Source organism: Streptomyces sp. NPDC093018 (assembly GCF_040684035.1).
Classification (GTDB): Bacteria; Actinomycetota; Actinomycetes; order Streptomycetales; family Streptomycetaceae; genus Streptomyces; species Streptomyces murinus.
On the sequence record NZ_JBFBFF010000003.1, the window covers coordinates 596,432 to 616,462 of the forward strand.

Annotated in this window: 21 protein-coding genes; 9 read left to right on the top strand and 12 right to left on the bottom strand. The window is 72.7% G+C overall.

The annotated features are described in order from the left end of the window. Positions 1 to 64 precede the first annotated feature (64 nt). The 3 genes from AB0N90_RS10050 to AB0N90_RS10060 all read left to right on the top strand — a co-directional run bounded on the left by AB0N90_RS10050 (position 65) and on the right by AB0N90_RS10060 (position 2,544). Positions 65 to 586, top strand: a complete 522-nt coding sequence (locus AB0N90_RS10050) for a GNAT family N-acetyltransferase (protein WP_365194569.1) — start codon at positions 65 to 67, stop codon at positions 584 to 586. Between the two features lie 75 nt (positions 587 to 661). After that, positions 662 to 1,381: a DsbA family oxidoreductase gene (locus tag AB0N90_RS10055; RefSeq protein ID WP_365194571.1), complete on the top strand. Its 720-nt coding sequence runs from the start codon at positions 662 to 664 to the stop codon at positions 1,379 to 1,381. Positions 1,382 to 1,491: 110 nt separating this feature from the next. After that, a complete protein-coding gene (locus tag AB0N90_RS10060; RefSeq protein WP_365194573.1) occupies positions 1,492 to 2,544 on the top strand; it encodes an aminotransferase class V-fold PLP-dependent enzyme in 1,053 nt (350 codons plus the stop codon). A 74-nt stretch (positions 2,545 to 2,618) separates the two neighbouring features. On the opposite strand, the gene thpD is transcribed toward AB0N90_RS10060, so the two are convergent. The 6 genes from thpD to AB0N90_RS10090 form a co-directional block, all read right to left on the bottom strand. After that, a complete protein-coding gene (gene thpD / locus AB0N90_RS10065; RefSeq protein WP_365194576.1) occupies positions 2,619 to 3,512 on the bottom strand; it encodes an ectoine hydroxylase in 894 nt (297 codons plus the stop codon). A 6-nt stretch (positions 3,513 to 3,518) separates the two neighbouring features. Further along, positions 3,519 to 3,923, bottom strand: a complete 405-nt coding sequence (locus tag AB0N90_RS10070) for an ectoine synthase (RefSeq protein ID WP_070025367.1) — start codon at positions 3,921 to 3,923, stop codon at positions 3,519 to 3,521. A gap of 68 nt (positions 3,924 to 3,991) precedes the next feature. Then, a complete protein-coding gene (gene ectB / locus AB0N90_RS10075) occupies positions 3,992 to 5,263 on the bottom strand; it encodes a diaminobutyrate--2-oxoglutarate transaminase (RefSeq protein ID WP_361670567.1) in 1,272 nt (423 codons plus the stop codon). A 13-nt stretch (positions 5,264 to 5,276) separates the two neighbouring features. Next, on the bottom strand, positions 5,277 to 5,792 hold the full coding sequence (gene ectA, locus AB0N90_RS10080) for a diaminobutyrate acetyltransferase (protein ID WP_365194579.1): 516 nt from the start codon (positions 5,790 to 5,792) through the stop codon (positions 5,277 to 5,279). Between the two features lie 255 nt (positions 5,793 to 6,047). After that, a complete protein-coding gene (locus AB0N90_RS10085) occupies positions 6,048 to 6,602 on the bottom strand; it encodes a DinB family protein (protein WP_365194581.1) in 555 nt (184 codons plus the stop codon). 81 nt (positions 6,603 to 6,683) lie between these two features. After that, complete coding sequence (locus tag AB0N90_RS10090) at positions 6,684 to 7,784, bottom strand: aminotransferase class V-fold PLP-dependent enzyme (protein ID WP_365194584.1); 1,101 nt, start codon at positions 7,782 to 7,784, stop codon at positions 6,684 to 6,686. 159 nt (positions 7,785 to 7,943) lie between these two features. Here AB0N90_RS10090 and AB0N90_RS10095 point away from each other — a divergent pair, with 159 nt between their 5' ends. The 5 genes from AB0N90_RS10095 (at position 7,944) to AB0N90_RS10115 (ending at position 12,646) form a co-directional block, all read left to right on the top strand. After that, positions 7,944 to 8,786, top strand: coding sequence for a basic amino acid ABC transporter substrate-binding protein (locus AB0N90_RS10095; protein ID WP_361670556.1), 843 nt, complete (start codon positions 7,944 to 7,946; stop codon positions 8,784 to 8,786). 4 nt (positions 8,787 to 8,790) lie between these two features. Further along, on the top strand, positions 8,791 to 9,624 hold the full coding sequence (locus AB0N90_RS10100) for an amino acid ABC transporter permease (protein ID WP_365194586.1): 834 nt from the start codon (positions 8,791 to 8,793) through the stop codon (positions 9,622 to 9,624). Then, positions 9,621 to 10,415, top strand: a complete 795-nt coding sequence (locus AB0N90_RS10105) for an amino acid ABC transporter ATP-binding protein (RefSeq protein ID WP_365194588.1) — start codon at positions 9,621 to 9,623, stop codon at positions 10,413 to 10,415. The genes AB0N90_RS10100 and AB0N90_RS10105 overlap by 4 nt, the downstream gene beginning before the upstream one ends. A gap of 17 nt (positions 10,416 to 10,432) precedes the next feature. Next, the gene (locus AB0N90_RS10110) at positions 10,433 to 11,524 is read left to right on the top strand and encodes an amidohydrolase family protein (RefSeq protein WP_365194590.1); all 1,092 of its coding nucleotides are present in this window, start codon (positions 10,433 to 10,435) and stop codon (positions 11,522 to 11,524) included. Between the two features lie 159 nt (positions 11,525 to 11,683). Further along, positions 11,684 to 12,646 (top strand): SCO1860 family LAETG-anchored protein, encoded by a 963-nt coding sequence (locus AB0N90_RS10115; protein WP_365194593.1) that lies wholly within the window; start codon positions 11,684 to 11,686, stop codon positions 12,644 to 12,646. Positions 12,647 to 12,798: 152 nt separating this feature from the next. On the opposite strand, the gene cobC is transcribed toward AB0N90_RS10115, so the two are convergent. From cobC to cobM, 6 genes are read right to left on the bottom strand one after another with little or no spacing between them, the layout of a single operon-like run. Then, complete coding sequence (cobC, locus tag AB0N90_RS10120) at positions 12,799 to 13,857, bottom strand: Rv2231c family pyridoxal phosphate-dependent protein CobC (RefSeq protein ID WP_365194594.1); 1,059 nt, start codon at positions 13,855 to 13,857, stop codon at positions 12,799 to 12,801. Beyond that, entirely contained in the window at positions 13,847 to 14,764 is a 918-nt protein-coding gene (locus AB0N90_RS10125; RefSeq protein ID WP_365194597.1) for a sirohydrochlorin chelatase, read from the bottom strand. Before AB0N90_RS10125 ends, cobC begins: the two co-directional genes overlap by 11 nt. Then, on the bottom strand, positions 14,761 to 15,348 hold the full coding sequence (locus tag AB0N90_RS10130) for a precorrin-8X methylmutase (RefSeq protein ID WP_365194599.1): 588 nt from the start codon (positions 15,346 to 15,348) through the stop codon (positions 14,761 to 14,763). The genes AB0N90_RS10125 and AB0N90_RS10130 overlap by 4 nt, the downstream gene beginning before the upstream one ends. After that, on the bottom strand, positions 15,345 to 17,048 hold the full coding sequence (gene cobJ / locus AB0N90_RS10135; RefSeq protein ID WP_365194602.1) for a precorrin-3B C(17)-methyltransferase: 1,704 nt from the start codon (positions 17,046 to 17,048) through the stop codon (positions 15,345 to 15,347). Before cobJ ends, AB0N90_RS10130 begins: the two co-directional genes overlap by 4 nt. Then, entirely contained in the window at positions 17,045 to 18,283 is a 1,239-nt protein-coding gene (gene cbiE, locus AB0N90_RS10140; RefSeq protein WP_365194603.1) for a precorrin-6y C5,15-methyltransferase (decarboxylating) subunit CbiE, read from the bottom strand. The genes cobJ and cbiE overlap by 4 nt, the downstream gene beginning before the upstream one ends. Further along, positions 18,280 to 19,170 carry a precorrin-4 C(11)-methyltransferase gene (cobM, locus tag AB0N90_RS10145; protein WP_365194605.1) on the bottom strand — a complete coding sequence of 297 codons (891 nt, stop codon included), beginning with the start codon at positions 19,168 to 19,170 and terminating at the stop codon, positions 18,280 to 18,282. The genes cbiE and cobM overlap by 4 nt, the downstream gene beginning before the upstream one ends. Positions 19,171 to 19,289: 119 nt before the next feature. Here cobM and AB0N90_RS10150 point away from each other — a divergent pair, with 119 nt between their 5' ends. After that, positions 19,290 to 20,021 (top strand): ZIP family metal transporter, encoded by a 732-nt coding sequence (locus AB0N90_RS10150; protein WP_361670529.1) that lies wholly within the window; start codon positions 19,290 to 19,292, stop codon positions 20,019 to 20,021. The last annotated feature ends 10 nt before the right edge of the window (positions 20,022 to 20,031 follow it).

Genomic DNA, 20,031 nt, shown 5'->3' on the forward strand with positions numbered 1-20,031 from the left:
TTCGACGGCGTTCAGTCTAAGGAACGCCGGGAACCGGCGGCACGGGCACGACGTCCTCCGACCCATGATCAGTGAACCCGGAAGCACCCTGGAGATCCGCGCCGCGCTGCCCGCCGAGGCCGAGACCATCGCCGCACTGCATCTGCGCGCGCGCTCGACGTACTACCCGGACGGTGTCCCGCAGCAGGAGTTCGACTGGACCGAGGCGTGGCGGGGCTCCATCGAGCGGTCCGACGGGCGGGTGCTGTGCGCCGTCCGGGCGGGCCGGCTGGTCGGGATCGCCTCCTTCCGGCCCCCGGAGGGAGCCGGCGCGGACACCGTCAAGCTGTTCCAGTTCCATGTCGACCCGGACCGCTGGCGGGGCGGTATCGGTACGGCCCTGCACGCGGCCTGCGTGGGGGAGTGGCGGGCGGCCGGGCGGCGCACGGCCGTGCTCGACGTGCATGTGGACAACGTGCGCGCCCAGGGCTTCTACGCCCGGCAGGGCTGGGTGCCGGACCCGGAGAACCCGCCCGCGGCGGGGGACCACCATCTGTACCTGCGGTACGCCGTACCGCCGGAGGAGCCGGAGGAGCCGGGGGAATGATCCGGGGCATTTGAACGTTCACGTACTCGGCGGAGATCGTCTCCGCACCCGTACGACCTGGAAAGAGCCGAAGACATGCGCGTCGAGATCTGGAGCGACATCGCCTGCCCCTGGTGCTATGTGGGCAAGGCCCGCTTCGAGAAGGCGCTCGCCGCCTTCCCGCACCGCGAGGACGTGGAGGTGGTGCACCGCTCCTTCGAGCTGGACCCCGGCCGCGCCAAGGGCGATGTCGAGTCCGTGCTCACCATGCTGACCAGGAAGTACGGCATGAGCGAGGCGCAGGCCGAGGCCGGGGAGGACAACCTGGGCGCCCAGGCCGCCGCCGAGGGCCTGGACTACCGCACCCGGGGCCGCGACCACGGCAACACCTTCGACCTGCACCGCCTGCTGCACCTGGCCAAGGAGCGCGGCCGGCAGGACGAGCTGATCCAGGCCCTGTACCGGGCCAACTTCGCCGAGGAGCGGTCCGTCTTCGCCGAGGGCGACGAGCGGCTGGTCGAGCTGGCCACCGGCGCCGGACTCGACGCGGCCGAGGTGCGCGCGGTGCTCGCCGACCCGGAGGCGTACGCCGACGCGGTGCGCGAGGACGAGCGCGAGGCCGCCGAGCTCGGCGCGAACGGCGTCCCCTTCTTCGTGCTCGACCGCAAGTACGGCGTCTCCGGCGCCCAGCCCGCCGAGGTCTTCAGCCAGGCGCTCGGCCAGGCATGGGGCGAGCGCGCCCCGCTGAAGCTGGTCGACCGGGGCGACGCCGAGGCCTGCGGCCCGGACGGCTGCGCGGTGCCGCCGAGGGGCTGACCGCGCGGGGCGGAAACCCCCGGCCCGGCGCGGTCGTATAAGAAACCCTTGGCGCGTCCCCATGGAAACGCGCAATGGACGGGGGCCTCGCCGACCCGCACAGTGGGCTCATGGAGACCTTCGAGAGCCTCGTCCGCGCCGAGTTCCGCCCGAAGAACACCTATCTGAACACCGCGAGCAGCGGCCTGCTCCCGGCCCGCACCCTCACCGCGCTCCAGGAGGCGATGGCGATCCGGGCCGAGGGCCGGCCGCTCGACCCGCTGTTCGAGGACGTCGAGCGGGCCCGCGCCGCCTTCGCCCGGCTCGCCGGGGTCCCGGCGAGCCGGGTGGCGGCCGGTCCCTCGGTCGCCGCGCAGACCGGTCTGATCGCGGCCGCCCTGCCCCCGGGCGCCGAAGTCCTCACCGCCGAGGACGACTTCACCTCCGTGGTGAACCCCTTCCATGTGCGCGGCGACCTCAAGGTGCGCGCCGTACCGCTGGAGCGGCTCGCCGAGTCGGTGCGCCCCGGCACCGCGCTGGTCGCGGTCAGCGCCGCGCAGTCCGCCGACGGCCGGGTCGCCGATCTGCCCGCCCTGCGCGCGGCGGCCCGCACCCATGGCGCGCGCACCTACGTCGACTTCTCCCAGGCCGCCGGCTGGCTGCCGATCGACGCGGACGGCTACGACTACACCGTCGCCACCACCTTCAAGTGGCTGCTCGGCCCGCACGGCGCCGCCTTCCTCGTCGTCCCCGAGGACATGGGCGGGCTGACCCCGCTGCTCGCGGGCTGGGTCGCGGCCGAGAACCCGTGGGACAGCTGCTACGGCCCGGTCGCCGAACTCGCCCGCTCCGCCCGCCGGTTCGACGTCAGCCCCGGCCTGTTCACCTACAGCGGGGTCCACTCCTCGCTCACCCTGATCGAGGAGCTGGGCGTGGCCGCCGTGCACGCGCACGACCTGGCGCTCGCCGACCGCTTCACACAGGGGCTCGCCCGGCTGGGGCACGAGCCGCTGCCCGCGCCCGGTTCGGCGATCGTCTCCGTGCCCGGACTCGGCGCCAAGCAGGCCGAGTTGGGCCGCGCCGGCATCCAGGTGTCCGACCGGGCGGGCAGTCTGCGCGCATCCTTCCACCTCTACAACACGGCGGCGGACGTGGACCGGCTGCTCGACGCGCTGGCCGGTTAGCCCCCGTCGGGACATGACCGGGCCGGGGCCTCCCGTCCCACACGTGGAGGCCCCGGCCCGGTGCTCGAAGGCGCCTACCTCACCGGGGTGAAGTCGCGCGCGCCGATGAACTCCGGTCGGCGCACCGGCGCGGCGAACGGCTCCACCGCCGTGTTCTCCACGCTGTTGAACACGATGAAGACGTTGCTGCGCGGGAACGGGGTGATGTTGTCCCCGGAGCCGTGCATGCAGTTGCAGTCGAACCAGGTGGCCGAGCCCGGCCTGCCGGTGAACAGCTTGATGCCGTGCTCGCCCGCCAGCTCGGTCAGCGCCGCGTTTGAGGGGGTGCCCGCGTCCTGCATCTGGAGCGACTTCTTGTAGTTGTCCTTGGGCGTCTCGCCCGCGCAGCCCAGGAACGTCCGGTGCGAGCCCGGCATGATCATCAGGCCGCCGTTGGTGTCGTGGTTCTCGGTCAGCGCGATCGAGACGGACACCGTGCGCATGTTCGGCAGCCCGTCCTCGGCGTGCCAGGTCTCGAAGTCCGAGTGCCAGTAGAAGCCGCTCGCGCCGAAGCCCGGCTTGACGTTGATCCGCGACTGGTGGACGTACACGTCCGAGCCGAGGATCTGGCGGGCCCGGCCGACCACGCGCTCGTCGCGCACCAGCGCCGCGAACACCTCGCTGATCCGGTGCACCTCGAAGACCGAGCGGATCTCCTGCGACTTCGGCTCCACGATGGAGCGCTCGTCGAAGCGGATCGCCGGGTCGGTGACCAGCCGGTCCAGCTCCTGCCGGTAGATCTCGACCTCGTCGGAGCCGATCAGCTGGTCGACGGGGAGGAAGCCGTCACGCTCGAACGCCTGGAGGTCGCCCGCCGCGATCGGCCCCGGCGTGCCGGGCGAACCCCAGACGACCGGATCCTGGCGGGGGACGGTCACCTCGGTGGCACCACGGGTCGGGTAGAGGTCCTGCACGGTGGCGGTGGTCATGATTCCTCACACCTCCTCGGGCTCGGTGAGCAGCGGGTAGACGCCGTTCTCGTCGTGGTCCTCCCGTCCGGTGACGGGCGGGTTGAACACGCAGATGCAGTGGAAGTCCTCCTTGACCCGCAGCGTGTGCCGCTCGTGCCCGTCCAGGAGGTACATGGTGCCGGGCGTGATGGTGTACGTCTTCCCGGTCTCACGGTCGGTCAGTTCGGCCTCGCCCTTGGTGCAGACGACGGCCTCGATGTGGTTGGCGTACCACATCTGCGTCTCGGTCCCCGCGTACAGGATGGTCTCGTGCACGGAGAAGCCGACCCGCTCCTTGGCCAGGACGATGCGCTTGCTCTCCCAGGTGCCCGACTTCGACTTGATGTGCCGGTCGGTGCCTTCGATGTCCTTGAACGATCGGACGATCACGGTGGTGCTTCCTCCTGGTCGGACGTTGCGGTCAGACGGTGTGCTTCAGACGGTGTGCTTCAGATGGTTCAGACGGTTTCCCGGACGGCGCGGGCGAGGACGCTCAGACCCTCGTCCAGCTCGTCGGGGGTGATGGTCAGGGCCGGCAGCAGCTTGACGACCTCGCTCTGCGGCCCCGAGGTCTCGATGAGCAGGCCCAGTTCGAAGGCCCGCCGCGCGATGCGCCCGGCGCGGTCCTTGTCGTGGAACTCCATGCCCCACACCAGCCCGCGCCCGCGGTACTCCTTGACGTCGGCGAGGTTCTCCTCGGTGATGGAGATCAGCGCCTGCTCGATCTGCTCGCCGCGGGCCCGGGTCTGCTTCTCCATGGCCGAGCCGTCGGTCCAGTACGCCTCCAGGGCCGCGGCGGCGGTGACGAACGCGGGGTTGTTGCCGCGGAAGGTGCCGTTGTGCTCGCCCGGCTCCCAGACGTCCAGCTCGGGCCGGAACAGGCACAGCGACATCGGCAGGCCGTAGCCGCTGATGGACTTCGACACCGTGACGATGTCGGGGGTGATCCCGGACTCCTCGAAGGAGAAGAAGGCGCCGGTACGGCCGCAGCCCATCTGGATGTCGTCGACGATCAGCAGCATGTCCTGCCGCTCGCACAGCTCCTTGAGCGCGCGCAGCCACTCGGGCCGGGCCACATTGATGCCGCCCTCGCCCTGCACGGTCTCCACGATCACCGCGGCGGGCTTGTTCAGACCGGAGCCCTGGTCCTCAAGGAGCCGCTCGAACCACAGGAAGTCCGGGACGGTGCCGTCGAAGTAGTTGTCGAACGGCATCGGGGTGCCGTGCACCAGCGGGATGCCGGCGCCGGCCCGCTTGAAGGCGTTGCCGGTCACCGCGAGCGAGCCCAGGGACATGCCGTGGAAGGCGTTGGTGAAGGACACGATGGCCTCGCGGCCCTTCACCTTCCGGGCCAGCTTCAGCGCCGACTCCACGGCGTTGGTGCCGGTCGGGCCCGGGAACATGACCTTGTACGGCAGGTCGCGCGGGCGCAGCACCAGGTTCTGGAACGTCTCCAGGAAGCGGCGCTTGGCCGTGGTCGACATGTCCAGGCCGTGGGTGACCCCGTCCCGGGACAGATAGTCGATCAGCGCCCGTTTGAGCACCGGGTTGTTGTGGCCGTAGTTGAGTGATCCGGCCCCGGCGAAGAAATCGAGGTACGCATGGCCGTCCTCGTCGTACATCCGGCTGCCCTGCGCGCGGTCGAACACGGTGGGCCAGCCGCGGCAGTAGCTGCGCACCTCGGACTCCAGGGTCTCGAAGACGCTGAGGTCGGGCTGGGTGATGGTCACGGTGATTCGCTCCTCAGTGGGCGTGGGAATCGGCCGGCGGGCCGATGCGGTAGAGGACTTCGGAGTCGTGCGGGCCGTCCGGGAACAGCTCGGCGGGGAACAGCACCTCGCGGGAGAGGCGCGCGCCGTGCCGCTCGGCGTACGAGGTGAACAGCCGCTCGGAGGCGGTGTTGCCGGGCGTGATGGTGGTCTCGATCCGGGTGACGCCGGACTCGGCGAGCCGCCCGGTCAATCCGTCCAGCAGGGCGGCGGCGATGCCGTGGCCCCGGTGGGCGGAGTCCACGGCGACCTGCCAGACGAGCAGGGTGTCCGGGCGGTCGGGCCGTACGTACCCGGTGATGAATCCGACGGGTGTGCCGTCCGCACCGCGCGCCACCGCCGAGGTGCCGGCGAAGTCCCGGCACCACAGCAGATAGCTGTAGGACGAGTTGAGATCGAGCGTTTTTGAGTCCTTGGCGAGGCGCCAGAGCGCGGCGCCGTCGGCCGTTGCCGGTCGGTCTATGAGCAGGTCTGCGGGTGCGGCAGTCATGCGGCACGAATTTAGCGAGGCAAATTAAAAAATGCACGACCGCGGTCGCGGCGCGACTCGAAACAGTGTGTGGAATGTCGGAGTTGCCCCACGGCAAAGTGGGGCAAAATCCCCTCATTGTGGGGTGTGTCACACCTCTGAAACCGTCAGAAATCTCCTGGAAAACTGGCCCGTTTAGCCGCGCAAAAAGCGGGCAGAAGACTATGGGAAGCTACCGTCCGGGAAATTGGTGGGAATTGTGAAAGTGAATTGAATTCAAAATCCGGTGGTGCCGTCTATTCGTTCGCGGAGAATGTCCGCGTGTCCGTTGTGGCGGGCGTACTCCTCGATGAGATGGATCAGCACCCAGCGCACACTGACCTCCGCCCCGGCCAACGGCCCGTCCGCGATCCGGCCGGTGGCCTCCAGCGGCCGCCCGGCACACAGCTCGCGGCCACGCGCGACCTCCCGCTGCCAGACGGTCAGCGCCTCGTCCAGCCCGCGCGCCGGATCCAGGGCGTACCCGGACTCCTCCTCGAACAGCGGCGGCAGATCGAGGCCGCCCAGCACCCGCTGGAACCAGGTCCGCTCGACCTCCGCGAGATGCTGCACCAGACCCAGCAGGGTCAGCTCCGACGGCTCGGCCGAGGCGGCCCGCGCCTGCCCGTCGGACAGGCCCCGGCACTTCAGCTCCAGCGTGGCCCGGTGGAAGTCCAGCCAGCTCTCCAGCATGGGGCGCTCGGGGCCGCTCGGCAGGGGGATCGGGCGGCCGTCCGGAAGGGTCGGACGCGCGGATGTGTGTTCCGGCCGCGGGGTGTGATCGCTCGTCATGGGCGCAGCATGGCAGCCGGGTATGACAACGGCCCGCGCCTCGGGGCGCGGGCCGTCATGGTGCTCACCGGTGCCTGGCGGTCACCGCCAGGCCTGCTCCACGGCCTGCCGGGCGGCCGCCGGGTCCACCGTCGCGCCCTGTGCGGCGAGGGCGGTGCCCAGGGCGGCCAGCGAGGCCTGGACGGCGGACTCGGTGGCGTTGGGGCCGTAGTGGTTGACCCGGATCATCTCCTTGGCCAGGGCGCCGCCGCCCGCGGCCAGCGGGAGGGCGGGGTCGGCGGCCAGCGCGGCGGCGACCAGGCCGGAGGCCGCGAACGACGAGGGGACGCGCAGGGTCGTGGCGACCGGGGCGGCGTCCGCGGCGTCGTGGACGTAGGGCTCCAGGCCGCCGCCGAGGGCCGACGCGCCCGCCCGGGTGGCCTCGGCCGCGCGGCGGTGGCGGGCCATCACCGTGTCCAGGCCGTCCGCCTCGATCCGCTCCAGGCAGGCGTCCAGCGCCAGCATCTCCAGCTGCGCCGGGGCGTGCGGCAGGGCCCTCCGGCCGGCGTCCAGCCAGCGCTCCTTCCAGTCCAGCAGGGAGAGGTAGGAGCGGCGCGGCGCGTTCGGGTTCGCCGCCATCCGGGCCCAGGCGCGCTCGCTCACCGAGATCGCCGAGACCCCCGCCGGGCCGCCCATCGCCTTCTGCGCGCCGATCACGCACAGGTCCACGCCCCATGCGTCCGGCAGCACCGGCTCGGCGCCCACCGAGGCGACCGCGTCCAGATAGAACAGCGCGCCCTGCTCCCGCACCGCCTCGCCGATCTCCGCGACCGGGTTGGTGTTGCCGGTCGCCGCCTCCGCGTGCACCAGCGAGACGAAGTCGATCTCCGGGTGCTCGGCGAACGCGGCACGGATCTGCTCGGCCCGTACCGCCGTGTGGAAGGGGACCGAGATGTCGTACACGGTCGCGCCGGCGTCCCGCAGCCAGTCGCCGAAGGTCTGCCCGTAGGGGCCGGTGATCACGTTCAGGGCCACCGTGCCCGGACCGGCGGCGGCGCGGATCGCGCCCTCCAGCGGCAGCAGTGCCTCGCCCTGGGTGATCAGTACGTCCTGCCGGGTCTCCAGCAGCCGGGCCACCCGGTCCTCGATCGCGGCGAAGCGCCGCGCGGTCAGCGGGGGCAGGTCGAGGAGGGGGTGCGTCACGGCGGTGCTCTCTCTTCGTCGGGAGGTTCGCAGGGGTCACAGCGGCCTGCTCCCCCCGATCTTAGGTCCAGGCCCCCCAAGGCCATGGGTTTGGTTTGAGATACCCAAACATTTCCTTATAATCGGAACCTATCGTTCCCCCCTCAGGAGACTCCCCCCATGAAAACGCTCCTCGGACGCCGGACCCGTCTGCTGGCCGCCACCACCGCGACCGCGGGCCTCGTGCTCGTCGTGGCGGGCTGCTCCTCCGGTGGCTCGGGGAGCGGCCAGACCGTGGCCGGCGGTGTCCACCTCGCCAAGGCCGGACAGCTCACCACCTGCACCCATCTGCCCTACCCGCCGTTCCAGTCGGTGGTCGACGGCAAGGTGCAGGGCTTCGACGTCTCCCTGATCGACCTGGTCGCCAAGGACCTCGGCGTCAAGCAGCAGATCGTGGACACGCCGTTCGAGAACTTCAAGACCGGCGCCTTCCTGAACTCCGGCCAGTGCGACCTGGCCGCCGCCGGTATGACGATCACCCCCGAGCGTGCGAAGAACGTCGACTTCTCCGACCCGTACTTCGAGGCCACCCAGGCCGTGCTGGTCGCCAAGAACAGCGGGATCACCTCGCTCGACGGCGCCAAGGGCAAGAAGCTCGGCGCCCAGGCGCAGACCACCGGTGAGGACTTCGCCAAGAAGAAGGGCCTCGACCCGGTCTCCTTCGCCTCCTCCGACGCCGTCCTCAACGGCCTGCGCACCGGCCAGGTCCAGGCCGTCATCATCGACTACCCGGTGGTCCAGGGCTGGCTGAAGGACAAGGCCACCGCGGACAAGTTCAAGGTGGTCGGCAACCTGAAGACCGGCGAGCAGTACGGCTTCACGGTCAAGAAGGGCAACAAGCCCCTGCTGAAGGCCGTCAACAAGGCCCTCAAGGACGCCAAGGCCGACGGCACGTACAAGAAGATCTACGAGAAGTGGATCGGCCCGTACGACTCCTCCGTCGCCTCCCCGGCCGGTTCCTGACCCCATGGCCGACACGGACACCGGCATCCAGCCGAAGCGCACGGGGCTGACGCGCACGCAGAAGCGCAAGCTCTCGCGCGGCGCCCAGTACGCCGTCCTCGCCGCCGCGGTGATCGCCTTCGCGCTCACCGCGGACTGGGGGCGGCTCCAGAACCAGTTCGCGCAGCCCGGCATCGCCAAGCAGCTGTTCCCCGACCTCATCACGGTCGCTCTGAAGAACACCGTGCTGTACACGCTGTCCGGGTTCGTCGTCGGCCTGGCCCTCGGCATGGTCATCGCCCTGATGCGGCTGTCCTCCGTGGGCCCCTACCGCTGGCTCGCCGGCATCTACATCGAGATCTTCCGCGGCCTGCCCGCGCTGCTGATCTTCATCTTCGTCGGCGTCGGGGTGCCGCTGGCCTTCCCGACCGTCCAGTACCCCGGCGGCACCTACGGCAAGGTCGCCGTCGCGCTCGGCCTGGTCTCCGCCGCCTATATGGCCGAGACCATCCGCGCCGGCATCCAGGCGGTGCCCAAGGGGCAGCTGGAGGCGGCCCGTTCGCTCGGGTTCTCGCCCGCGCGGGCCATGGTCTCGATCATCCTGCCGCAGGCCTTCCGCATCATCCTGCCGCCGCTGACCAATGAACTCGTCCTGCTCTTCAAGGACTCCTCGCTGGTGCTGTTCCTCGGGGTCACCCTGGAACAGCGCGAACTGTCCAAGTTCGGCAACGACCTGGCCAGCCAGACCGCCAACTCCACGCCGATCCTGGTCGCGGGCCTGTGCTATCTGCTGATCACCATTCCGCTCAGCCTCGTCGTACGCCGTATGGAAACCAAGGCCCTCAGGGAGATCAGGTGACCACCCCCGAGATCCGCGTCCAGGGTCTGCACAAGTCCTTCGGCGACAACCAGGTGCTGCGCGGCATCGACCTGGAGATCGCCCAGGGCGAGGTCGTCTGCGTCATCGGCCCGTCCGGCTCCGGCAAGTCCACGCTGCTGCGCTGTGTGAACCTGCTGGAGGAGCCCACCGAGGGGCGGGTCTTCGTCGGCGGCACCGAGGTCACCGACCCGGATGTCGACATCGACGCCGTCCGCCGCCGGATCGGCATGGTCTTCCAGCAGTTCAACCTCTTCCCGCACCTCAGCGTCACCGAGAACCTCACGCTGCCGCAGCGCCGGGTGCTACGGCGGGACAAGGCGGCGGCCGAGCGCGTCGCCGCCGAGAACCTGGCCCGGGTGGGCCTCGCGGAGAAGGCCGGCGCCTACCCCTCCGCCCTCTCCGGCGGCCAGCAGCAGCGGGTGGCCATCGCCCGCGCGCTCGCCATGGGCCCCGAGGTGATGCTCTTCGACGAGCCGACCTCGGCGCTCGACCCCGAGCTGGTCGGCGACGTCCTCGCGGTGATGCGGTCGCTCGCGCGCGAGGGCATGACGATGATGGTCGTCACCCACGAGATGAGCTTCGCGCGCGAGGTCGCCGACCGGGTCGTCTTCATGGACGGCGGGGTGATCGTGGAGCAGGGCCGCCCCGAGCAGGTCATCGGCGCCCCCCGCCACGAGCGCACCCGCCACTTCCTCTCCCGCCTCCTCGACCCGGCGATGGCCGAGGTGGAAGAGGGCCTTCCGGAGGCCGGGGGAACCGAGCGGGCCTAGCCCTCTAAGGTGCCGGTATGAGCGATCAGCCGGTGCTGCATGTCAAGGGCAGGGTCCTCGTCGGACCGCAGGACGTACGCGACGAACTGTGGGTGGTCGGCGGCCGGGTGTCGTACGACCGCCCCACCGGGGCCCGGGACGTCCGGACCGTGCGGGGGTGGGCGCTTCCGGGGCTCGTCGACGCCCACTGCCATGTGGGCCTCGACGCGCACGGCCCGGTCGACGCGGAGACCGCCGAGAAGCAGGCGCTGACCGACCGGGAGGCGGGCACCCTGCTGATGCGGGACGCGGGCTCGCCCTCCGACACCCGCTGGATCGACGACCGGGCCGATCTGCCGAAGATCATCCGGGCCGGGCGGCACATCGCGCGCACCCGCCGCTACATCCGCAACTACGCCTGGGAGATCGAGCCGGACGACCTCGTCGCCTACGTCGCCCAGGAGGCCCGGCGCGGCGACGGCTGGGTCAAGCTGGTCGGCGACTGGATCGACCGCGAGGTCGGCGACCTCTCCCCCTGCTGGCCCCGGGAGGCGGTCGAGGCCGCGATCGCCGAGGCGCACCGGCTGGGCGCCCGGGTCACCGCGCACTGCTTCGCCGAGAACTCCCTGCGCGATCTGGTCGAGTCGGGCATCGACTGCATCGAGCACGCCACCGGCCTCACCGAGGACCTGATCCCGCTGTTCGCGGAGCGGGGCGTCGCCATCGTCCCCACCCTCGTCAACATCGCCACCTTCCCGCAGCTCGCGGCCGGCGGCGAGAGCAAGTTCCCCAACTGGTCGGCCCATATGCGGCGGCTGCACGAGCGCCGCTACGACACGGTGCGCTCCGCGTACGACGCCGGGATCCCGGTGTTCGTCGGCACCGACGCGGGCGGCTCGCTGCCGCACGGACTGGTCGCGGCGGAGGTCGCCGAGCTGGTCACCGCGGGCATCCCGCCGATCGAGGCGCTCGCGGCGACCAGCTGGTCCGCGCGCGCGTGGCTGGGCCGGCCGGGCCTGGAGGAGGGCGCTTCGGCGGACCTCGTGGTGTACGACGAGGACCCCCGGGCCGAGGTGGGCGTACTGGCCGCACCGCGCCGGGTGGTGCTGAACGGGGCGGTGGTGGAGTAGCGCCGATGGACGCGTGAGGGAACGCGTGTGCACGGTGATTCGAAGAGGCGTGCGGAATTTCCACGTTTGAGTGAAGTGACCCAGGTTTGCTGACCGTTCACCCACACTGACGACAAGGTTGACGGGTCCCAAGCATTTCAAGTGGGGGGTCCCACCGCCTTGAACAGCACCAACTTCCGTATGCCCGTGCGCCGTCTGGCCGCCGCGGCGACCGTCACCGCACTGGCCACCGCGCCCACCGTCCTGGGCGTGAGCGCGGCGCACGCGTCCGAGAATCCCGGCCGCGCCACCGCCTCCGTCCTGCACACCGGGCTCGACGTCTCTCTGCTCGACAAGTCCGTCGACGTTCCGCTCGCCGTCTCCCTCAACGAGGTGAAGGCACCGCAGAGCGCCGACCGAACCGCCCTGTCCGCCCGCCTCGACGGGGTGTCCGGCGGCAACCCGTTCACCGTCCTCAGCGCGGATGTGGCCCAGTCCCGGGCCACCGTCACCGACCGGAGCGCCGAGGGCTCCGTCCGCCTGGTGCACGCCAAGCTGCACGTCCCCGGGCTGCCCCTGCTGTCCCTGATCGAGGTGGACACCGTCACCGCGCAGGCCACCTGTGAGGCGGGCAAAGCCCCGGCCGCCGACGCGAAGATCGTCGGCACCGTCACCGTCCTCGGCCGCAAGGTCTCGGTCACCGCCGGGGGGCCGGTCGAGGTCAAGGTGCCCGGCGTCGGCGAGGTCCGCCTCGACCTCGCGCAGCACAGCACCACCTCGCGTACGGCGGCCGCGACCGCGCTCCAGCTCAAGGTGTCCGTCAACCCGTTGAAGCTGAACGTGGCGGACGTCGAGGGCACGGTCACGCTGGCCAGGGCGACCTGCGAGTCCCCGATGGCGCCGCCCTCGAAGCCCCCGACGCAGAGCCACGACCCGGGCTCCGGCACCAAGCCCGGCTCGGGCTCCGGCACCACGTCCGACGCCGCCCCGGTCTCCGACGTGAAGCCGCAGGGCGGCGCCTCGGACACCAACCTCGCGGAGACGGGAGGCAACCCGGCGACGCCGTACATCGCGGGCGGCGCGGTGGCGCTGCTGGCGGCGGGCGGCGGCGCGGTACTGATGGCCCGCCGCCGCAGGAGCTGACGGCAGGGGGAGGAACGGGGGCGGGACCGGAGGGGCCAGGGGAGCCTCGCCGGTCCCGCCGCGTGCCGGGGCCGGTGCGGAACGGGGGAGGGCTCCGTGCGCTCGGGCCGGTGCGGAACGGGGGGGCGGTTTCCGTCGGTCCAGGGCGTCCGTCAGCCGAGGGCGGTGGCCAGCGCGGCCAGGAAGGCGTTGGTCGTGGGCCGGTCGCGGACGGCGAGGCGTATCCAGTCGGCGCCGAGCCCGGGGAACGTGTCCCCGCGGCGCACGGCGTAGCCGAGGGCGCGCAGCCGCTGTCGTACACCGGCCGCTCCCGGCACACCCACCAGCACGAAGGAGCCCTCGGCCGGTCCCGCGACCCGTACCCCGCGGGCGGCGAGCGCGGCGAGGCCCGCGATCAGGTGCGCCCGGTCGCCGGCGATGCGATGCGCCGCGTGGCCCGCCTCCGCCAGGGCGCGGGGCGACATGCACGCCTCGGCGGCGGCCAGCGCCGGGGTGGACACCGGCCACAGCGGCTGGGCCCGCTCCAGTTCGGCGACGATCTCGGGCTCGGCCAGCGCATAGCCGATGCGCAGACCCGCGAGGCCCCAGGTCTTGGTGAGGCTGCGCAGCACCACGAGACCGGGGACGTCGGTCCGCCCGGCCAGCGCCTCCCGCTCGCCCGGCACCGCGTCCATGAACGCCTCGTCGACCACCAGCACCCGGCCGGGCCGGGCGAGCGAGGCGAGCACCGAGGCCGGGTGCAGGACGGACGTCGGGTTCGTCGGATTGCCGATCACCACCAGATCGGCCCGCTCCGGCACCAGCGCCGCATCCAGCCGGAAGCCGTCCTCGGGCCGCAGCAGCACCCGCTCCACCGTGTGCCCGGCGTCCCGCAGCGCCGCCTCCGGCTCCGTGAACTGCGGGTGCACGACGACCGGTTGGCGGACCTTGAGGGCGCGGGCGAGCAGCACGAACGCCTCCGCCGCGCCCGCCGTCAGCAGCACCCGCTCCATCGGCAGCCCGTGCCGCGCCGCCACCGCCGCCCGCGCGGCCCGCCCGTCCGGGTAGGCCGCGAGGGAGGTCAGGGAGGCGGCGATCCGCTCGCGCAGCCAGGGCGGGGGCGTGTCCGACCGTACGTTGACGGCGAGATCGACCAGCGCCGCGCCGTCGTCCCGTACCTCGGCGTCCCCGTGATGGCGCAGATCGGGACCGGGGGAGTCCTCAGTGGGCATGGCTGTGCGTGTGCCCGCCGTGGTGGTGGTGTCCGTGCCCGTGGTCGTGGCCGTCGTCGTCCGGGTGGAAGTGCGGCTGCTGCGGCAGGCCCACCTTGTCCTCGAAGCCGGGCAGCGCGATCCGGTACACGCAGGAGTCGCAGTTCATGCGCAGATCGCCCTGGACGGCCTCCTCGTACCGTTCGAGCACCAGGTCGAGCAACTCCGGCTCGGGACCGATGACATCGGCCGAGGCCACGGGCGTCTCCGGGTGCGCGGCCGCCCATTCCTCGGTCTGCCGCCGCACCCGGTCCGGGAGGATCCCGGTGAACAGGAAGTAGGGGAGCACGACGATCTTCCGCGCCCCCAGCGCCACACAGCGGTCCAGGCCGCTCGGCACGTCCGGCGCCGCGAGGGACACGAACGCCGTCTCCACACCGGCGTACCCCCGGCCCTCCCAGAGCAGCCGGGCCGCCTTGAACACCTCCGCGTTGGCGTCCGGGTCGGTGGAGCCGCGGCCGACCAGCAGCACGGTCACCTCCGCGCGGTCCTGGTCGCCGATCGCGTCGTCCAGGCGCCGCTCCAGCACGTTCAGCAGCGCCGGGTGCGGACCCAGCGGGCGCCCGTAGGTGTACGAGATGCCCGGGTGCCGCTCCTTCTCACGGGCCAGCGCGGCCGGGATGTCGCCCTTGGCGTGCCCGGCGGACACCAGCATCAGCGGCACGGCCGCGAACCGGCGCACGCCCCGTTCCACCAGCTCGGCCACCGCGTCGCCGAGCGGCGGCGGGGACAGCTCGATGAAGCCGCCCGCGACGGGCAGGTCGGGACGGCGGCGCCCCAGCTCCCGCACGAAGGCACGGAACGCCTCGGCTCCGGCGTCGTCACGGGTGCCATGGCCGGCGATCAGCAGGGCGGGCGGGGTGCTCACAGGGTCTCCTCGGGGGAAATCGGTTGGTACAGCAGGGCGTTGAGGGCGGCGGCCGCGACCGCCGAGCCGCCCTTCTCGGACACGTTGCTCACGGCGGGCAGCCCGCTCTCGCGCAGCGCGGCCTTGGACTCGGCCGCGCCGACGAAGCCGACGGGCAGGCCGATGACGAGCGCCGGGTCGGCGTCCAGGGTCAGCAGCTCCTCCAGGGCGGTCGGCGCACAGCCGATCACCCACAGGGCGCCGGGCCCGACCTCCTCGTGGGCGAGCCGGATCGCATGCGCCGAACGGGTCAGCCCGGGGCCGGACCTGGCGTCCTTGAGGCGGCACACGCTCTCACGCCGGGTGATCCCGGCCGCGACCATCTCCACGTCCACGACGACCGGCGCCCCGGCGTGCAGCGCGGCATGCGCCTTTGCCAGCTCCGCCTCCGCCAGGACGAGGTCGCTCGCGTACTCCAGGTCGGCGGCGGAGTGGACGACCCGCTCCACCACCGCCCGGGTCAGCGGCGGGAGGTGCGAGGTGTCCAGGCGGGCGCGCAGCCGCCGGAAGGACTCCTGCTCGATGGGGTGCACGATCCGGTTCACCGGGTCTCCTGCGGCTGCTCGCTCCGGCCGTTCTGCCAGCGGTAGCCGCGCGGGGTCACCATGCGCCCGGCGACGGTACGGGTCGCGGTGTTGCCCACGGTGACGACCGTCATCATGTCGACGCTCGCCGGATCGAGCCCGGCCAGCGTGGTGACCCGGCTCGTTCCGTCCGGCCGCGAGGCGTTGCGTACGACCCCCACGGGCGTCGTCGGCGCGCGGTGCTCGGCGAGGATGCCGAGCGCCTTGGGCAGCTGCCAGTCGCGGCCCCGGGAACGGGGGTTGTAGAAGGTGACCACGAGGTCCGCCTCGGCCGCCGCCCGCACCCGCCGCTCGATGACCTCCCACGGCGTGTGCAGATCGGAGAGGCTGATGGAGACATGGTCATGGCCCAGCGGCGCGCCGAGGATCGCGGCGGCGGCCAGCGCGGCCGTCACCCCGGGCACCCCGATCACCTCGATGTCGTCGGACGCCTCGGCGAGCGCGGGCGAGGCCATGGCGTACACGCCCGCGTCCCCGCTGCCGATCAGCGCCACCGCGTGCCCGCGCCGGGCCTCCTCGACCGCGGTGCGGGCCCGCTCCTCCTCGGCGCCGAGCCCGGACTCCAGCACCCGGGTGCCGGGCCGCAGCAGATCGCGGATCTGGTCCACGTACTGGTCGAGCCCGACCAGCACCGAGGCCCGGCGCAGCTCGGCCGTCGCACGCGGGGTGAGCAGATCCCGGGCGCCGGGTCCGAGCCCGACCACCGCGAGCCGCCCGCGTCCTGGCCTGCGCACCACGGCGCAGGTCGCCATCGCCGGGGAGGCGTCCGACTTCCGCTTGGGGACGAGGAGTTCACCGCCGCCGAGCAGCGCGGCCGCCTCGGCGACCGAGGGGGTGCCGACGGCCGCGAGCGGCGCGGCGGAGGGGTTGGGCACCTCGACCGCGGCCAGCTCCTCGGCGGAGTACGTCACCACGGGCACGCCCAGCCGCCCGGCGGCGCCCAGGATGCCCGGCTCCTCCGACTTGGCGTCCACGGTGGCGAGTTCGGCGACGGACCGCGGGGACAGCCCCGCCCCCCGCAGCGTCTCCTCGATCAGCCCGAGCACCTCGTCCACCGGGGCGCCCTTGGAGGCGCCGACCCCGACGGCGAGGGACGGCGGCCGCAACAGCACTTCCCGCGGGCCGGGTTCGACGTCCCGGTCGGTGAGCCGGATCGTGTACGACCCCTGCGGCGAGACCGGCAGCGGCGGCAGCGGCCACGTCAACTCGGCGGCGAACGCGACCGGTTCGCCGTCCAGCAGGGCCCGGGACACGGCGGCGACCGCGCCTTCGCAGGGCAAGCCGAGCGTGTCCAGACCGGTCAGCCCGACGGCGTCCGTGGCGGTGGTCACCACCGGCTCCGCGCCGAGCAACTCACCCACCTCCCGGGCGAGTTCATTGGCCCCGCCGCCGTGCCCGCCGATCAGCGACACCGCGAACCGGCCGCCCTCGTCCACACAGACCACACCGGGGTCGGCCGCCTTATCGGCGAGCAGCGGCGCGAGCAGTCGTACCGTCGCGCCCGTCGCCAGGAAGCACACCAGCTGCTCGCACTCGGCGAACGCGGACCGTACCGCCTCCCCGACCGGACCCTCGTACACCCGGGTGCGGTCCGGCCAGGCCGCGGCCAGCCGGTCCCGTGCCGCCGCCCCCGCCGCGGTGGCGGAAATCAGGCCGATCACTGGTCAACTCCTTCGATGGGAACGGGGGTTCTGACGCCCCAGAGCAGAAACACCGGGTTGGTGGCCGCGAGCCGGGTCACGTCACCCGGCAGCGGGGCGAGCCGTGAGGACTGCAGCAGCACGCCCTCGCAGCCGAACCCGGCGCCGGTCAGCGCCGCGCGGGCCGCGGGCACCCGGTCCAGGGCGGCCATGGCCACCACCACGGACCGGCGCGCACGCAGCGCGCACGCCCGGATCACGGCGGGCAGCTCGCGCCCGCCGCCCCCGATGAACACGGCGTCCGGATCGTCGGCCAGCGCGGCCAGCGCGTCGGGCGCGGTGCCGTGCAGGACCTCCACCTCGACGCCATGGGCGCGGGCGTTCTCCCGGATCCGGTCCACCCCGTCCGCGGCCTTCTCGACCGCGACGACGGCCGCGCCGAGCCGCGCGCACTCCACCGCGACCGACCCGGACCCGGCGCCGACGTCCCACACCAGATCCCCGAGCCGCGGCCCGAGCCGGGCCAGCGCGAGCGCGCGCACCTCGAACTTGGTGATCATCGAGTCGCGGTGGGTGAACTCGGCTTCCGCCAGGGCCCAGTGGGCGGGACCTGCCGGAACCCCCGCGACGGTGCGCGGGGGGCCCGGTGCCGAGGGCTCGGCCAGGCACAGCACCACACTGACCGCCGTACCCCAGTCCCGTGCCGCCGCCCGCGCGGGCGTCACCCGCTCCACCCGCTCCCGCTCCGGGTCGCCCAGCGCGGTGGCCACCACGAGGGTCCGGTCGCGGCCGGCGAGCGCGGCGCCCAGTTCGGCGGGGCCCGCGCCCGGTCCGGTGAGGACGGCGACCTTCGGGTGCGCGCGGCAGACGTTCACGGCGGTGCGCAGGTCCCTGCCGTGCGCGCTGACCACGAGCGCGTCGTCCCAGGGCAGCCCGAGCCGGGCGAACGCGGTGGCCACCGAGGAGACCCCGGGCCGTACCGCGAGCCGCTCGGGCCCGAAGCGCTCGGCGAGCGCCCGGACGATCCCGAAGAAGCCGGGGTCCCCGGAGGCCAGCACAAGGACCGGCAGCTCCTCGGCAACATATCCGGCGATGGCGTCAAGGGCGGGCGCCAGCGGGCCGAGCACGATCCGCTCGGCCCCGGCGGGCAGCCGTACCGCGTCCAGGTGCCGCCGCCCGCCGACGACGAGCGCGGCGCCCGCCGCGACGTCCTCGGGAAGCGATGCCCCCGTCCCGGTACCGACGACCGTGATCAACTGCCCGCCCCCCGCTCGCGCAGCGCCCGCCGGGCACCCGGGTCGGCCTTGCGGAAGCCGTGGAAGTGCCCGGGATGGTAGAGGTGCGAGCGGGTGCCGCGCGCCTCCAGCGCGGGGCCGACCAGGAACAGCGTGTGCTTCCACAGCTTGTGCTCCTTGACCGTCTCCTCCAGGGTGCCGATCGTGCACCGCACGATCAGCTCCTCCGGCCAGGTCGCCTGATAGGCGACGATCACCGGCGTGGACGTCGGGTAGCCGCCCTCCAGCAGCTCCCGCACCAGCTGACCGCTGCGCGCCGCCGACAGGAAGAGCGCCATCGTGGTGCCGTGCCGGGCGAACTCGCGCACCTCCTCGCCGGGCGGCATCGGCGTCTTGCCGCCGCCGAGCCGGGTGAGGACGACGGACTGCGCGACCTCGGGGATCGTCAGCTCGCGCCGGGCGAGGGCGGCCACCGCGGAGAACGACGACACCCCGGGCACCACCTCGGTGTCGATGCCCAGCTCCGCGCACCGGTCCAGCTGCTCCTGGGTGCCGCCCCACAGCGCAGGATCGCCGGAGTGGATCCGCGCCACCTTCAGACCCTCGGCGCGCGCCCGCGCATAGACCGCGACGACCTGCTCCAGGGACATGGCCGCCGAGTCCAGCACCTCCGCGTCCGCGCGCGCGTGCTCCAGCACCTCGGCCTGCACCAGGCTCGCCGCCCAGATCACCACGTCCGCCTCGGCGATCGCCCGCGCGGCCCGGAAGGTCAGCAGATCGGCGGCGCCGGGGCCCGCTCCGACGAAGGTCACTTTTCCGCCACCGTCACCCAGGGGGGTGGCGGCGACGGCCTCGGCGGCGGTTTCGGCGGTGGCGCCGGCAGCGGCGTCCGGGACGGCGTCGGCCATCGGAAAAGTCCTCTCGTACGGAAAGCACACGGCAGTAGCGGGGTGAAATGTCAGGATGCGCGGCGATATGTGAGGCGCCCGATGTGCGCGAAGGCGCCTTCATCGGATAGCAAGTGCCTATGGCGGTCTTCGTCGCGCTCGGCGCGTTCCTGATGACGCTGGCCGGCGGCTGGACGGCTCAGCGAGTGACCGACCGTCGGCATCTCGTCCTGGGACTCGCCGGCGGTCTGATGTTGGGCGTGGTCGGCCTCGACCTGCTGCCGGAGGCGCTGCACGCCGCCGACCGCGAGATCTTCGGCGTCCCCGCGGCCCTGCTGCTGTTCGTGGCCGGATTTCTGCTGGCCCATCTCGTGGAACGCACCCTCGCCGCGCGCCAGGCCGCCCACGGCGGGGACGAGCACGACCACCACCGGGCGCCCGAGGTGGGCCTCACCGCGGCCGGTGCCATGGTGGGCCACAGCGCCATGGACGGCGTCGCCATCGGCGCCGCCTTCCAGGTCGGCAGCGGCATGGGCACGGCCGTCGCGCTCGCCGTGATCGCCCATGACTTCGCCGACGGCTTCAACACCTTCACCATCACCAGCCTGTACGGCAACGCCCGCCGCCGCGCCATCGGGATGCTGGTCGCGGACGCCTGCGCACCCCTGGTGGGCGCGCTGTCGACCGTCTTCTTCCATATCCCCGAACCGGTGCTCGGCGGCTATCTCGGCCTCTTCGGCGGTGTCCTGCTCTACCTCGCCGCCGCCGAGATCCTGCCCGAGGCCCACCATGAGCACCCCGCCCGCTCCACCCTGCTGTGCACGGTGGCCGGGGCCGCGTTCATCTGGCTGGTGGTCGGCCTCTCCGGCTGACCGCGTCGGC

Coding starts and splice junctions, on each gene's coding strand:
- ectA (WP_365194579.1), bottom strand. CDS start 5,792: ATGACTGCCGCACCCGCAGACCTGCTCATAGACCGACCGGCAACGGCC.
- AB0N90_RS10055 (WP_365194571.1), top strand. CDS start 662: ATGCGCGTCGAGATCTGGAGCGACATCGCCTGCCCCTGGTGCTATGTG.
- AB0N90_RS10060 (WP_365194573.1), top strand. CDS start 1,492: ATGGAGACCTTCGAGAGCCTCGTCCGCGCCGAGTTCCGCCCGAAGAAC.
- thpD (WP_365194576.1), bottom strand. CDS start 3,512: ATGACCACCGCCACCGTGCAGGACCTCTACCCGACCCGTGGTGCCACC.
- AB0N90_RS10050 (WP_365194569.1), top strand. CDS start 65: ATGATCAGTGAACCCGGAAGCACCCTGGAGATCCGCGCCGCGCTGCCC.
- AB0N90_RS10100 (WP_365194586.1), top strand. CDS start 8,791: ATGGCCGACACGGACACCGGCATCCAGCCGAAGCGCACGGGGCTGACG.
- AB0N90_RS10150 (WP_361670529.1), top strand. CDS start 19,290: ATGGCGGTCTTCGTCGCGCTCGGCGCGTTCCTGATGACGCTGGCCGGC.
- AB0N90_RS10085 (WP_365194581.1), bottom strand. CDS start 6,602: ATGACGAGCGATCACACCCCGCGGCCGGAACACACATCCGCGCGTCCG.
- cobM (WP_365194605.1), bottom strand. CDS start 19,170: ATGGCCGACGCCGTCCCGGACGCCGCTGCCGGCGCCACCGCCGAAACC.
- AB0N90_RS10095 (WP_361670556.1), top strand. CDS start 7,944: ATGAAAACGCTCCTCGGACGCCGGACCCGTCTGCTGGCCGCCACCACC.
- AB0N90_RS10110 (WP_365194590.1), top strand. CDS start 10,433: ATGAGCGATCAGCCGGTGCTGCATGTCAAGGGCAGGGTCCTCGTCGGA.
- cobC (WP_365194594.1), bottom strand. CDS start 13,857: ATGCCCACTGAGGACTCCCCCGGTCCCGATCTGCGCCATCACGGGGAC.